We start from the raw sequence: 14,135 nt of genomic DNA on the forward strand, positions 1-14,135 counted from the left end.
CTCACTTCTTAAACAGATTGCCCAGGAAGGAGGCCGATTTCTTGGTTTTCAGTTCCGGATTGCGACCGGTGATGCGGGCCGTCAGTTGCGCCATCGCATCGGCCACCTTGCCGGCGGGGGCGACCTCCGCCAGCATCTGGCCGTTATTCGACGCCTGGCCAAACAGCTTGGCGTCGAAGGGGATCAGGGCGCACGGCTCGATGCCGAGCGCGGCGGTGAAGTCCTTTACCGGGATTTCCGGACGGCCCGGCATTTCGGTCTGGTTGAGCACTAGCTTCGGCGCGGAGTCATTGGGGCGTGAATGCTTGAGCAGGTCGATGATGTTCTTGGCGTTGCGCAACGACGCCAGATCCGGCGTGGCGACGATCACCACCTCGTCGGCAGCGATCAGGTTGGCCTTCAGCCACGGCGTCCACAGGTGCGGCAGGTCCATGACGATATAGGGCGCGGCGGAACGCACCTTGCGGGTCACTTCTTCGTAGGCGTCCTGATCGGCGGTATAGTCCTGATCGAGCGCGGCCGGCGCCGAAAACAGCGACAGGCGATCGGTACACTTGGCCAGCATCCGGTCGAGCAGCACGGAATCGAGGCGGTCCGGCTCATTCAGTGCGTCGGCCATACCTTGCAGCGGGTCCTGATTGAAATCGAGGCCGGCGGTGCCGAAGGGCAGGTCGTAATCGATGATGACCGTGTTCGACTGCATCTGTTCGCTGAGATTATACGCGAAATTATGGGCGATGGAGGAAGACCCGGCGCCGCCGCGCGCCCCGACAAAGGCGATGGTGCGACCGACGAACGGCGTTTCCGGATCGTTGAACAGGGTGGCGATCGACTTGATCAGGTGCATCGGCTGGACCGGTGCGACCATGTAGTCGCTGACGCCCTGGCGGATCAATTCCCGATAAAGGGAAATGTCGTTATGCGCGCCGATAACCACGACCTTGGTATTGGCGTCGCAGACCTCGGCGAGCTGGCCCAGCTGATCGAGCAGGTCGCGGCCGCGCGACTGGCTTTCCACAAAGATCAGCGAAGGGGTTGGCTCATGGCGGTAGGTTTCGATGGCCTCCTGCATACCGCCGCGCCGGACAAGCGACTGGGCGCGCGACATGCGGCGATCGAGCGCCGCCGCATCGCAGGCTGCGACGGACTCCTCGCTGTCGGGGAAAAAGTGAATGGCGATGCGCGGAATGGAGATCGCGCCGATGTCGTCAGCATCGTGGGAAACATGCAGGCCGGCCGGTTCGCGCAGGCCCAGCGGTGCGGCGGGCGCGGCGAAGGCCTGACGTTGCAGATCGACCGGTTCGTCGTCGAAATCTTCGGCGAACGGATCGCGCACCGGCGTTTCCGCCACGTAGCTATCCACGGCATAGTCGTCCTCGGTGTCGAGCTTGGCCCGGTAATCGACGAATTCGTCGTCTAGGTCATCGAGGCTGTCGAAGGGATCGTTATGTTTGGCGGGGTTTGCCATGACTTGCCTTGCTCTACTTGATCGCGTTGGAAATGGCGCCCGTGGCGTTATCGTCCTTCGCCGAAGACGTAACCTCGCCCTTGCGGTACTTGTCGAGCACCGCGGAGCGGCGGCCCATATCGACCGGCGTGGCCGCCCTGGGTGTTTGCAGGTCACGCGGATCGGCGATCTGGGCGGCCAGGTTCGAGGAGACGGCGCAGCCGAAATTCTGATAGGCGGTGTTGTTGCGGGTGGCCGCCAGGTTTTCCCAGGTCTGGCCGCAGGCATAGGTCCGCGCCCGGAAGTTGACGATATTGACCGTAACGATATCGGCAGGCTGACCCGGCTGGCTCAGTTGCGACAGGTTCGACCCGTCGACATCGTGCGCCACCAGATAGCCGCCGACAGTCTGCCCGGCGGCGATGGCGCGGGGATCGGGGCTGGTGATGATCTCGACATCGACCGGTGCGCCGGAGGTCCAGCTTGCCTTTTCGGCGATCTGGTCGAGGGCTGTGCGCTGATTATCCGACAGGCCACCTGCATTGATGCGCAGGTTGATGGTCTTCGTCATCGTCTGCGCCTGGAGCGGATATTGCTCGGTGGGAGTCGCGGCGGTCAGGGCCGCATTACCGGCCTTGCCGGAACCGGTGGCGCAACCGGTCAGGGCCGCCAATGCGGTGAGGGCTAAAACCAAGGTCAAAGGACGTAAGTGAGTCATGTTATGTCCTATTCAATCACGTAGCCGACGGGCGCCTGATAGGGCGCCGCGGCGGCGGCCTGCGTGGAATCGCCGGCGGGTTTGACGATCCGGTTGAGCGTGCCCATAAAGGTGGCGCTCATATCGCTGGCGGCCTGGAGATTATCGGCCGGGGTCTGCATGGCGTCAGGGTTGGTCGGGTCGACGATATAGGGCGTGACCAGCACGACCATTTCGGTTTCGTCGTTGAGGAAGTCACGCGAGCGGAACAGCGAACCGAGCACCGGCAGCGAAGTCATGCCCGGCAGCGAATCGAGGCTTTCCTTGAGCTTTGACTGCAACAGACCGGCGATCATCAGCGAGGAGCCGGACTGCATTTCGACACTGGTTTCGGCGCGCCGGACGCTGAGCGCCGGAATGGTGACGCCGCCGGAAACGGTGAAGGCGCCGGTATTGGTCAGTTCGGACACTTCGGTCGATATCTTGAGCGAGATGCGGCCGCCGGACAGCACGACCGGCGTGAAGCCGAGGCCGACACCGAAGGGCTTGAAGGTGATGCTGACGCGGCCCTGATCGTCCTCGCCGGTGGGAACGGGGAATTCGCCGCCGGCCAGGAACTTGGCCGATTCGCCGGAAACCGCCGTCAGGTTGGGTTCGGCCAGGGTGCGGGCCAGGCCGGCGTGTTCAAAGGCTTCGAGGCAAGCGTCGCTGCTGGTGCCATAGTTCAGCTTGCCGCTATTGGAAACTGTGGTGGTCGTGCCGCCGCTCGTGGTTGTGGTGGTCGTGGAGCCGTTCAAGGTCGCGGTTTTGGCCTGGCCATAGCAAAGGCCCTTGCCGCCCTGAAAGCCGCCATTGGCGCCATAGGTGTTGGAGCGGCCAAAGGAATAGGACTTGGTGCCGTTATTGTAGGTAATAGAACTGGACAGGCCGAGTTGTTTGATCGACGAGCGGTTGACTTCGACGATGCGCACCTTGAGCGTCACCTGATCCTTGCCAGCGATGGTCATCAGGTTGAGCACGTTATCCGGCGAACCGGCAAAGCTGGCGGCGAGGCGGCTGATCTGGTCGGATTCGCCGACGTCATGCGCGATGCCCGACAAAACGACATGGCCGTTGACGCTCTGGACCTCGACATGCGTGCCGGGGAACAGACGCCCGATCGCATCGGCCAGGCCGTCGGTCGGGGCATCGACGATAATCGACAGGTTGAGGATCTGGCGGCCCATGCCGTCGAAGAAGATGGCGTCGGACTGGCCATTGGCCACGCCCAGAACGAAGATGCGCCGCGGCGTGCGCAGCACGGCGTCGGCGACGGCGGGATTGGAAACGAAAACGTCGCTGGCGTCGACCGGCAGATCGACGACCGCCGACCGGCCCTTGGGCAGGTTGAGCACCTGCGTCTTGACCGGGGCGCTTTGCGTCTGGACCTGAAGCCCGGCGTTGCCCGTATAGCTGCGCGGCTCCGCCGAAACGGAGGCCGCGCTGAAAAGCGTAAAGGCGAGCGCCGTGAGGCTCAGGCCGGCCATTAAAGCGTGATGTTTAAAGGGCTTCATCGTGACACCATCACCTCTGTGGTCTGGTCGGGCCGGAAAACGCGTACCGATTTGTCACCGGCGCCCGTCGGCGCCGCGGCGACCGCGCCCGAAGGACCGGCGGTGTCGGCATAAGAGCGCAGCATCAGGGACAGGGTGCCCGACGCCTTGGCCAGGGTGACGACCTGACCATCGCTGGGCGACACTTCGAGGGTGGCCGTGGCGCCGATGACGCTCTGCTTGCCTTCCTCGGCGGCGACCTGCTGATCGATGGCCAGCACGCGAATATTGCGTAGCACCGGCTGGACCGAATCGATCGTGCCGCTGCCGGTGGTGCGCGGGGTCTGGTGAGTGACGAGGATATCGACGCGGTCGCCCGGCAGGATGAAGCCGCCGGCGGTGTTATCGACACTGACCGGCACGGCCAGGGCGCGCATGCCGGGATTGAGCATGACGGCCATATAGCCGCCTTCGTCGGCGCGGACGATCTTGGCGTCGATGATCGGTTCGTTGGCGAGAATAGCCTCACGCGTCACGCCGCCGACATAGGCTTCCTTGGCGGCCGAAGGGACTACCTTGTCGGCAATGGCCTGAACCACTTCATTGGCGGGTTTCTTGACGGCGACATGATCGTCTTTTGCGTCGCCCTTTTTCGCGGTGGCGTCTTCGCTGCCGGCGGCAGGTGCGGCGGCGGCAGCGGGCTTGCCGCCATCGACGATATAGGCGGGATTCAGGGTATTGACGGGCCAGTCCTGCCAGTTGAGATCGGCCTCGGTGAGGCGGGTGCCGGCGGGCAGGTCGCGGGCGGCGACAAGCACACGGGCGGTTGGCTGGGTTGGCGGCGCCTGGACGGAGGCCTCGGCCTTGTGGGATCCGCTGCCGGCCACCATGCCGCGCACCAGAAAGGCCAGAATCAGCGCCGCGATGGCCGCAAGACCGATGACGGCATAGCGTGACGTCTTCATCTACCCCATATCCCCTGAGAAGCCCGATAACCCGCATCATGCAGGCCAAATCAGTTTCGAAATTGAACTTAGGGAATCATCGCTTAAGGTTAGTTAACGTTCGGCTAAAGAAACGCCGCGACGCCGTAAATTGATGAATTTTGCCGTTATTTTCGCTGCGGAGAGTCCTTTGCGCCTCATCTTCTTCCCCCTCTCCCCGCCTTTGCAGGTAGAGGGGGAGAGAAGCGATGATCAAGGTCGCATTTATAACGGCGGCAGGGGCAGCACAGTGCTCATGAAGTCGCTCTGCCACAGGGCGGCGATTCCGCCGGCGCAGATGGCGATTCCATAGGGAATGTCCCCCTTGGGTTCGAAGTGCTGGCCGAGCCAGCGCGGCAGCTTGGGGCCGTAAAGCGAGAAGAACTGGCGCAGGCCTAAAAGCCCCAGGGTCAGTACGCCGCCGAAGATCGCCGTATAGAGGAACAGGGCGACAAAGCCGTGAAACCCCAGCCACAGCGAAGCCGCCGCCAGCAGCTTGGCGTCGCCGCCGCCCATGAATCGCAGGGCGAAAAAGATCATGCCGAGCACCAGCCCCGCCAGGCCGAGGCCAAGATGAATACCCCAGTCGGTCAGGCTCAGATGCGACAGCAGCGCGACCGGAACGAAAGCGACCGCCAGACCAATGGTCAGGCGGTTGGGGATGGTCATGGTGGTGAGGTCCGAAAAGGCGGCCCAGAAGAGGGCGATCGGATACAGGCAGGCCAGCAGAACAACGATCGACACGGACGACATACCTCGGACAGGGTTAATGACCGGGAGTAAGTAGCAACTCCGGGTTAAGGATATGCTTATTCGCCGTGGGTCGTCGCACCGACGACGGCATCGCCGATCCTTTGGTACATGGCTTCGGTGTTTTCGATATAATAATGCACCGCCGTGACGATGGCGAGAAAGATCAGCCCGGCGATCAGGCCGTATTCAATCGCCGTGGCGCCGCTTTCATCTGTCAAAAATCGTTTGAACATCTGCCAGTACCCATTGCAATGCGTGGGATGCTTAAAAGAACAGGCCGCAGACAAGATATCGTCTGCGGCCCGCATCAGTTCAGTCCGTCAGGACCGTCCATATTATAGATAAGCCGTTTTCAGCTTACTTAGGCCGCCGGAGCCGCCGGCGTCGCCTTAAGGCCTTCGGAAATGCTGTTAAAGGTGTCTTGCAGCTTGCCACCGACGGTGCCGAGAATGGTGATCAGGGCGACAGCGATCAGGGCGGCGATCAGGCCATACTCAATGGCGGTGGCGCCGGATTCGTCTTTAGCGAAGCGATTGAAGAACTTGGTCATGTGATTTTCTCCTGGATAAATTTTGTAAGCAAGTGAACCATTTCGTATCGGGTACCGAGTAAACGGCTCATTTGCTCCCGAACACGAGATCAACTTAGCGATGTTTGATTAAAGTGAAGTAAACAATCAAAATAAAATAAGAATATTCTATAGTTAACCTACGGTTACTGTTAATTTCAATTAACCTTAACTTATTTTAATCATAATTATCGTTGTATTAATGCGTATTTTTTGACGTTAATATTGTGTTTAGCAAATTTAAAGAAATGTTATTTAGGATGTTTCCTAACCGGACCCTTACGTCCGCCTGTTATAAAGAGACTCACGGACCAGAACGGTTTCGGGCCGATGCGGTATAAGAGCCATTAGGATGACGAATATGAACAGCAAACAGACCGGCATTATGGTTCTGGCGCTCGCCGCCACATTCACCGCTTTTGGCGCTTCCGCCGCCCAGCGCCTGGTTGTCGAAAAAAACCATTCGGCGCGCATATCGCTGAGCGGCGCCGCCGGTTCGGTCATCGTCGCCAATCCCGCTATCGCCGATGTCAATGTCATCGACTCCCGCACGGTCTATATCGTCGGCAAGGGCTTCGGCAATTCAAGCGTCATCATCACCGATCAGATGGGCCGGCCCCTGTTCGATGGCGAGGTCGTGGTGACGGCTTCGCAAAAGGGCGCGATCACCGTCTATAAGGGCCTTACGCCGTCCTTGATGGTCTGCTCCACCATCTGCACATCGGAAGAGGTCGGCAACAGCAATGCCGGCAATGCGTCACCTGTCGGCACGCCGGTCGCTGCCAACCCGTAGATATAATAGCCGGTTTTAACGGACTATTGACCCAACCCCCGTAAGCTAACAGCCACTATTGCGAATAAGGGGCGCGGAAACATCATGCGAGCCAGGCTTGCAGACCTACACCTGAAAGATAGCCGTGGCTCCGCCGCCGTGGAATTCGCCCTTGTGGCCGGACCGCTGATTTTCCTGATCTGCGCCTGCGTCGAACTGGCCCTGATCTTCCTCGTGTCGGTGTCGCTCGATAACGCCACAGACATAGCCTCGCGGAATATCCGCACCGGATTGACGACCCAGGCGAATACCAGCGTCGAACAGTTCAAACAGAAGATCTGTGACCAGATGAGCTGGCTGGGGGACGGTTGCACCAGCAACCTGCAAATAGACGTCCGGAACTACGGCACCTTTGCCGAGCTTACCACGGCGCCCCCGCCAATCGAGGATGGCAAGTTCGTGGCTGCCAACTTCGTTTACCTGGTCGGCCTCGGCAGCAGGGTCCAACTGGTTCGCGTCTATTACGAATGGCCGTTGATTACGCCCCTTCTCGATGGCGCCCTGTCGCGGCTGGGCAACCACAATGCGGTTATCACCGCCAAAGCCGTTTTCAGAAACGAGCCTTTTTAAGATGATATCGCTGCGCCGCCTGAATCGCCTCGTCAGCCTGAAAGCCTTTGGCAAACGCTTCGCCGATGATGGCCGGGGTGTCTCCGCCATTGAATTCGCGCTGGTCGCCCCCGTCCTGATTCTGCTTTATCTGGGCATGGCCGAACTGACGCTCGGCATGATGGCTTCGCGCCGCGTCTCGCATCTGGCCAGCACCATCGGCGATCTGGCCGCTCAGTCGCAAACCCTGACGCCGGATAATATCGCCGACCTGTGGAAAATCGGCGCCAATATGCTGGACCCAAACCCGACTGACGGCGCCTCACTGAGAATGCGCCTGACCTCCGTGACCATGAGCAGCGAATCCACGCCCAGGGCGATGGTGGACTGGAGCCAGGCGTCAAATCTGGCCGAGTATGAAAAAAACAAAGAGCTTTCGTCGATCACCACCAAACAGATCAGTCCCGGCGAAAGCCTGATCCTGACCGAGGTGGAATACGATTACAAATCACCTCTAGGTAATTTATTCAAGAGCGGGACCGTCTTCAAGGAGACCTACACTCACCATCCGCGCAATGGTGCGCAGGTGACGTGTCCGCTGTGCAATTAGCCGCCTTCCAGCACCGATTTGATCAGCGACAGCTTGGTTTCGGTTTCGATGCGTTCGGCCACCGGTTCGCTGTCGGCGACAATGCCGCCACCGGCGCAGGCCCGGACATGCCAGCGGCCATTATCGTCCTTTTCGAGCGCCAGAGTGCGGATAAGTACGTTTGAATCCATCGCGCCGCCGGCGTCGATGAAAAACAATGCGCCGCAATAGGGACCGCGCGCCGCCTCCATTTCGTAGATCACCTTCATGGCCTGCACTTTTGGGGCGCCGGAAATCGATCCCGGCGGGAAGGTGGCGGTCAGCACATCGGCGGCTGTTTTCCCGGCGGATAGTTGGGCCGTGACGGTCGAAACCAGATGATGGACATTGGCGTAGGATTCCAAGGCGTTCAGCGCCGTAACCCTGACGCTGCCGACCTCGGCCACTTTGGAAAGATCGTGGCGCATCAGATCGACGATCATCAGGTTTTCGGCGCGATCCTTTTCGCTTAGGGTCAATTCGGTTGCCAGGCCTGCGTCTTCCGCGGGCGTCTGGCCACGTGGCCTCGTGCCTTTGATTGGCCGGGTTTCCATGGCGCCATCGGCGTCAAGACGGATAAATCGCTCCGGGCTGTTGGAGAGAATGGCGCGATCACCGAGGGTGAGGAAGCCGCCGAAAGGCGCCGGTCCGCGCCCGTGCAGGGCGGCCATGACGGCGCCGGGCGTTGTGCCCGCCTTAAGTCGCCCGCTCCAGCCGCGCGCCAGATTGGCCTGGAACAGGTCGCCGGCGTGAATCTGCCGCACCAAAGCGGCCACCTTGTCCTCGTGAACCTCGTCGGGCGTTTCCAGATCGAGCAGGCCGTCTGTAAAGGGGGCATTGCCGGATTTGGGGCCGGATTTGGCAACGGGCGTCTGGTCATAAAGCGCGATCAGCGCATCGCGGGCGGTTTCGGCCTCCGCCGGCGTTGCGCCGCGCCCGATGGCGGTCAGGGTCCGTTCATGATGATCGAAGGCCAGCACCGCCGGATAACACAGCATGACCAGTTCCGGCCACGGCTGGCGGCCCTCGATGCGAAATGGCCGGCGTTTCATGGCTTCCAGTCGCAGGCCCAGTTCGAACGACGCCATGCCGACCAGCCCGCCAGAAAAAGGCGGCAACTCAACATTATAGTGATCGGCCGTGATGGCGACGGTCATTTCCTGTAAAAAATCAGCCGTTTCACGCGAATTATCATAGGCCAGGTGCGCTTTTGCAACGGGCAGGGCGACCAGATAACTATACCGTCCAAGCGCGCCGCCATCGGAGAGAAATCCGGCGGCGAAAGCGTGTTCCAGCCAGCCTTCCAGCCGGGTTTCAACGGGCTCGAAGGGCCGTTTTTTTTGCACAACGTAAGTAAGGGATATGGCCGAAAACGGCAACATTCACAGCAACTTGATTCGATAGTGAGAGCGAAAAGGCTCAGAATGATATCAGGATTTAACCCCTGCCGACAAGCCCGCGTCAGATGACGCCCGCCCGCTAAGGTTAGGTCCTATGGATGGAGGTCCATTGATCTGACTGGAGCGGTTTGCGTCACAGCAACCCGCTCCTTTTGTTTCTCCTCCCCATTTCTTAAATGGGGAGGTGGCAGCGCCCAGCTCTTTGGGTGAAGCCCGAAGGGCTGATGTCGCTGACGGAGGGGCGTTCCCTGCGCCTGTGCTATCGAAACGGCGGCTCGTCGAACGCCCTGAGCTTGCGGCTGTGCAGCTTTGAGCCGAAATCACGCAATATGCCGACCGTCTCAATGCCGATGCGGATATGCTCGGCGATGGCGCGTTCATAGAAATGATTGGCCTGGCCCGGCAGCTTCAACTCACCATGCAGCGGCTTGTCGGAAACGCACAACAATGTCCCGTAGGGCACGCGGAAGCGATAGCCCTGCGCCGCCAGCGTGGCCGATTCCATATCGATGGCGATGGCGCGCGACTGCGAAAACCGCCGCGCCGAAAGCGAATATTTCAGTTCCCAGTTGCGATCATCGGTGGTGACGACCGTGCCGGTGCGCAGGCGCTTTTTCAGATCCTCGCCATCCTGTCCGGTGACCTGTACCGCCGCGGCATGGAAAGCCTGTTGCACCTCGGCGATCGGCGGTATGGGAATCTCGATCGGCAGCACATCGTCCATGACGTGATCATCGCGCAAATAAGCATGAGCCAGCACATAGTCGCCGATGCTCTGCGAGGCGCGCAATCCGCCGCAATGGCCGATCATCAGCCAGGCATGTGGCCGCATCACGGCGAGGTGGTCGGTGATGTTCTTGGCATTGGAGGGGCCAACGCCAATATTGACCAGCGAAATCCCTTGCCGACCGGGCGCCAGCAGATGATAGGCCGGCATCTGGTGTTTGCGCCAGGGTGAAGCAGCGATCAGGGCCTCCGGATCGGGTGTATCTTTCGTGATGGTGAAATTGCCACAGCAGGAGAGCGCGGTGTAGGGGGTGTCGGGCTTTTTCAACTGCTCCAGCGCGTAGGCGACGAAGACATCGACATAGCGGTTATAGTTGGTCAGCAGGATATAGCCCTGGGTATGCTCGGCCGGCGTGCCGGTATAGTGGCGCAGGCGAGCGATAGAGAAATCGCTGCGCAGGCCGTCGAACAGCACCAGCGGGTGGTGGCCGTGCGCGTCGATAAAGGCGACGCCGTCGGCCACCTCATTGCCGATCAGGGCCAGTTCGGTGGCGGGAAAATGCCGCGACAGGTCGATGGCCGAAACGCTGTTGAGGTCAAGCCCGGCGCCATCGAGCACGTAAGGGTAGGGGATTTCCTGATCCGACAGCGACACCGTACATTCGGCGCTGTAATCGCGGATCAGCAGGTCGAGCTGTTCCTCGATATAGTCGCCGAAAATATCCGGCCGGGTGATCGAAGAGGAATAGGTGCCGGGGCGCGAGAATCGGGCATAGGCGCGGTTGACTTCCGGATGGCGGTTGGCGAGGACCAGCGCTTCATCCTCGTCATCGAGCACGCCTTTCCAGACAATAGCCAGCTTGGGGTAGCAATAGCGCCCGGCATCACGCAGGGCACGTGACGGCTTCTGGCGGGTGGAAAGGTAGGCTTGCAGGTCGGTCTGGAGCGCGGCCACGGCCTCGTCATAGATCTGGCGCAACTGGCGGACAATTTCAGCGGCGGAGGTTTGGGGGGCTGCCGTTTTCTTTTCTGTTTTCATGTCTTTAGGATCCCACGCCGAACGTCAATTTTCCATGACGGCTGTTTTTAAGACTCTTGGGCCATCGGCCTTAAACCCAGTTCGCGCAGCAGATGGGCGTCGGTGCCGGGTTGCGGATTGGGCGTGGTCAGGAGGGTGTCGCCGATAAAGATCGAGTTGGCGCCAGCCATAAAGCAAAGCGCCTGCAATTCTTCGCTCATCTCATTGCGGCCGGCCGACAGGCGCACCATCGACTCCGGGCAGAGGATTCGCGCCACGGCAATCGTGCGGACAAATTCGATGCCGGAGATCCCGCCATCCGGGCCGACCTTATCCCCCAAAGGCGTGCCTGAAATCGCCACCAGATTATTGATCGGGATCGAATCCGGATGATGCGGCAGGGTGGCCAGTTGGTGGAGGAATGATACCCGGTCAGACCGCGCCTCGCCCATGCCCATAATACCGCCGCAGCAGGTCTTCATCCCGACATCGGAAACAGCCTGCAAGGTATCGAGTCGCTCCTGATAGGTGCGGGTCGTCACCACGGAGTCGTAATATTCCGGCGAGGTATCGAGATTGTGGTTGTAGTAGTCGAGGCCGGCGTCTTTCAGCGCTTGCGCCTGGTCCGGCGTGATCATGCCGAGCGTCGCGCAGGTTTCCAGTCCCATCGCCTTGACCCCGCCGATCATGGCGGCCAGAGCTGGCACATCGCGGTCCTTCAAATCGCGCCAGGCGGCGCCCATGCAGAAGCGTTGTGCCCCGCCGTCCTTTGCCGCTCTGGCTTCGGACAGCACCTTTTCGACCGCCATCAGCTTGCCGGCTTTCAGGCCGGTATCGAAATGCGCCGATTGCGAACAGTAGCCGCAGTTTTCCGCGCAACCACCGGTCTTGACCGACAGCAGTTGCGACAACTGCACTTCCGACGGATTGAAATGCTGGCGATGCACCGTGGCCGCCTGAAACACCAGCTCCATAAAGGGCAGGTCGAACAGGGCGGCGATCTCGTCTTTCGACCAGTCGTGGCGCAGTATAAAGGCGGGTGCGTTCATCATCAAATCCTTAGCTTCCGGCCTTGATTAGTCCAATCGCGCCATTCCGGCACCCTAATTCTGCTCTCTTCCTCCGATAATCTGCCGCCATGACCACCAATCGCCGCCAGATTCTTACCGCGCTTACAGCCCTAGGCTTTACATCCTCTATCGCTCGCGCCGCCGAGCCGGGCTTCGATCTGCGCTTGACCAATGAAGGTCTGGTCATGCCGGTGATGGTGCGTGGTCGTCCCTTGCAGGGCATCCTCGATTGCGGCGCCAGCGCCAGCCTGATGGATACGCAGGTCGCCCAATCCCTCGGCCTGAAAGTGGCGCGCGAACGTAAAGGGGCAGGGGTCTACCGCACCATTCGCGTTGGTCAGAGCGAACCGGTTCATATCATGGCGGGTGACGCCGCCTATACCGCGCCGGTCATGATCATGCCGATCCGCGAGGCCGGCCTGAAAGCCGATATGCTGATCGGTCGCGATATCCTCAATCATTTCAAGCTCGATCTCGATGGCCCGCGCCGTCACGCCACCTTCCGCGCGACGCGTCTGCCCCTTGCGGATATGACGCCGCTGAAAGTCATGCGCAGCGCAAAAAATACGCTGGTGGTCGATATGGAGGTCGAGGGGATCCCCGTGCGCGCCAGTGTCGATACCGGCTCCAGCACGCCGCTGATCCTGAAAGGCGACTGGGCCTTGCGCCATGACCTGCTGCATAACCGCAAGCGTTCGCAGTGGCTGGGTGGCGATGTCAGTGGCCTGCACACCATCACCATGAGTTCGGTGCGCGACGCCACGATCGGCGGGCTGACCTTCCGCGACATTCCGGTCGAGGTGTCGGACAACCTGCTCGAATTCGACGTCAATCTCGGCCTCGATGTCTTCCTGCGCCTGCGGTCTTTCTGGGATATGGACAAACGCCGTATCTGGCTGGCGGGAAGCGATGCCGACCTGACGCAACCCTTTGCGCGTGAACGCTCCGGCCTGGCCTACCTGCCGGAAGACGAGGGGCTGAATGTCATCTTCGTGGCGCCGGAAAGTCCGGCCGCTGTTGGCGGCTGGCGTAAGGGTGACATCATCACCGCTATCGATGGCACACCGGTGGCGCAACTGGCCGCCATAGACGACTGGAAGCGCGACCCGGCCCGGCAATCCGCCCGCCTGACCCTGGCCGGTGGTGAAACGCGGGTGCTGCGCTTGAGCGACTATTATTAGATAAACCTTACCTCCGCTGCGAGAAACGGCTTTCACAGATGGCCATCCATGCCTAAATACCGGCATGAGCAAGCTTGTCATCCATGCCACATCCTTAAGCCTGCGCATCGGCCCTGAATGGCGCGGCGTACTGATCATGGGGCCTTCCGGCAGCGGCAAGAGCGATCTCGCCCTGCGGATGATCCAGGCGGCCGGGCAAGCCGGTTGTGCGCTCGTGAGCGACGATTACAGCCTGCTGTGGACCTCCGGCGGCCAGCTCTATGCCGGGGCGCCGGAAACCATCGAAGGTCGCATGGAAATTCGCGGCATCGGCATCATGGCGACCGAAACGCGTAAGCTGACCCGCATCCACCTGGCTGTCCTGGTGCAATCCGACCCGATCGAACGCTTGCCGGAAAACGAGACGACGACCATATTGGGACACGCGATTCCGACCATCCGCCTCAATCCGCGCGAGGCCTCGGCAACCGGCAAATTGCTGACGCGCTTGAAAGTTTCTTAAAAACACTTACCTAAAGGGAAGCTTCGATTTCATTCATGTCCTGTAAATGTCACCTCTGGCATATTTGGCACACCGGCTCTGTTGCGGCGCAAAATGTGCCAGACACACCTAATCTCATTTTGCAGTGCGATGAAATCGGGACTAGTATGGTGGGCTACCCCGCCTGCCGGCCTTCTGACCGGCACGGAATGCCCAAGGATTAGTAAGGTCAAAAGGCTTGGTAAGGCCAAAGACTTGGTAAGGATTGTG

At 60.4% G+C, this 14,135-nt stretch carries 15 protein-coding genes; 5 read left to right on the top strand and 10 right to left on the bottom strand.

What is annotated here, in order from left to right; translation table 11 throughout:
- Nucleotide 1: 1 nt before the first annotated feature.
- The 7 genes from VL130_RS05665 to VL130_RS05695 form a co-directional block, all read right to left on the bottom strand.
- Nucleotides 2-1,468, bottom strand: coding sequence for an AAA family ATPase (locus tag VL130_RS05665; protein WP_325361760.1), 1,467 nt, complete (start codon nucleotides 1,466-1,468; stop codon nucleotides 2-4).
- Nucleotides 1,469-1,481: 13 nt separating this feature from the next.
- A complete protein-coding gene (locus VL130_RS05670; protein WP_325361761.1) occupies nucleotides 1,482-2,165 on the bottom strand; it encodes a CpaD family pilus assembly protein in 684 nt (227 codons plus the stop codon).
- Between the two features lie 8 nt (nucleotides 2,166-2,173).
- Nucleotides 2,174-3,697, bottom strand: coding sequence for a type II and III secretion system protein family protein (locus VL130_RS05675; RefSeq protein ID WP_325361762.1), 1,524 nt, complete (start codon nucleotides 3,695-3,697; stop codon nucleotides 2,174-2,176).
- A complete protein-coding gene (cpaB, locus tag VL130_RS05680; RefSeq protein WP_325361763.1) occupies nucleotides 3,694-4,641 on the bottom strand; it encodes a Flp pilus assembly protein CpaB in 948 nt (315 codons plus the stop codon). The genes VL130_RS05675 and cpaB overlap by 4 nt, the downstream gene beginning before the upstream one ends.
- A gap of 243 nt (nucleotides 4,642-4,884) precedes the next feature.
- Nucleotides 4,885-5,412, bottom strand: coding sequence for an A24 family peptidase (locus VL130_RS05685; RefSeq protein WP_325361764.1), 528 nt, complete (start codon nucleotides 5,410-5,412; stop codon nucleotides 4,885-4,887).
- A 56-nt stretch (nucleotides 5,413-5,468) separates the two neighbouring features.
- A complete protein-coding gene (locus tag VL130_RS05690; protein WP_325361765.1) occupies nucleotides 5,469-5,645 on the bottom strand; it encodes a Flp family type IVb pilin in 177 nt (58 codons plus the stop codon).
- A gap of 128 nt (nucleotides 5,646-5,773) precedes the next feature.
- On the bottom strand, nucleotides 5,774-5,962 hold the full coding sequence (locus tag VL130_RS05695; RefSeq protein ID WP_325361766.1) for a Flp family type IVb pilin: 189 nt from the start codon (nucleotides 5,960-5,962) through the stop codon (nucleotides 5,774-5,776).
- Between the two features lie 379 nt (nucleotides 5,963-6,341).
- Between VL130_RS05695 and VL130_RS05700 the strand changes: the two genes are divergently transcribed.
- The 3 genes from VL130_RS05700 (at nucleotide 6,342) to VL130_RS05710 (ending at nucleotide 7,971) form a co-directional block, all read left to right on the top strand.
- Nucleotides 6,342-6,773, top strand: a complete 432-nt coding sequence (locus tag VL130_RS05700) for a pilus assembly protein N-terminal domain-containing protein (protein WP_325361767.1) — start codon at nucleotides 6,342-6,344, stop codon at nucleotides 6,771-6,773.
- 84 nt (nucleotides 6,774-6,857) lie between these two features.
- On the top strand, nucleotides 6,858-7,382 hold the full coding sequence (locus VL130_RS05705; RefSeq protein ID WP_325361768.1) for a TadE/TadG family type IV pilus assembly protein: 525 nt from the start codon (nucleotides 6,858-6,860) through the stop codon (nucleotides 7,380-7,382).
- Nucleotide 7,383: 1 nt separating this feature from the next.
- A complete protein-coding gene (locus tag VL130_RS05710) occupies nucleotides 7,384-7,971 on the top strand; it encodes a TadE/TadG family type IV pilus assembly protein (RefSeq protein WP_325361770.1) in 588 nt (195 codons plus the stop codon).
- Here the strand turns inward: VL130_RS05710 and VL130_RS05715 are convergent.
- The 3 genes from VL130_RS05715 to bioB form a co-directional block, all read right to left on the bottom strand.
- A complete protein-coding gene (locus tag VL130_RS05715) occupies nucleotides 7,968-9,371 on the bottom strand; it encodes an anthranilate synthase component I family protein (protein ID WP_325361772.1) in 1,404 nt (467 codons plus the stop codon). The two genes, VL130_RS05710 and VL130_RS05715, sit on opposite strands and share 4 nt — an antisense overlap.
- 277 nt (nucleotides 9,372-9,648) lie before the next feature.
- A complete protein-coding gene (locus tag VL130_RS05720; RefSeq protein WP_325361774.1) occupies nucleotides 9,649-11,154 on the bottom strand; it encodes an AMP nucleosidase in 1,506 nt (501 codons plus the stop codon).
- A gap of 47 nt (nucleotides 11,155-11,201) precedes the next feature.
- A complete protein-coding gene (gene bioB / locus VL130_RS05725; protein ID WP_325361775.1) occupies nucleotides 11,202-12,182 on the bottom strand; it encodes a biotin synthase BioB in 981 nt (326 codons plus the stop codon).
- Between the two features lie 89 nt (nucleotides 12,183-12,271).
- Here bioB and VL130_RS05730 point away from each other — a divergent pair, with 89 nt between their 5' ends.
- Nucleotides 12,272-13,384, top strand: a complete 1,113-nt coding sequence (locus tag VL130_RS05730) for an aspartyl protease family protein (protein WP_325361776.1) — start codon at nucleotides 12,272-12,274, stop codon at nucleotides 13,382-13,384.
- A 64-nt stretch (nucleotides 13,385-13,448) separates the two neighbouring features.
- Nucleotides 13,449-13,886: an HPr kinase/phosphatase C-terminal domain-containing protein gene (locus VL130_RS05735; RefSeq protein ID WP_325361777.1), complete on the top strand. Its 438-nt coding sequence runs from the start codon at nucleotides 13,449-13,451 to the stop codon at nucleotides 13,884-13,886.
- Nucleotides 13,887-14,135: the final 249 nt, after the last annotated feature.

The organism is Asticcacaulis sp., assembly GCF_035497195.1.
Classification (GTDB): Bacteria; Pseudomonadota; Alphaproteobacteria; order Caulobacterales; family Caulobacteraceae; genus Asticcacaulis.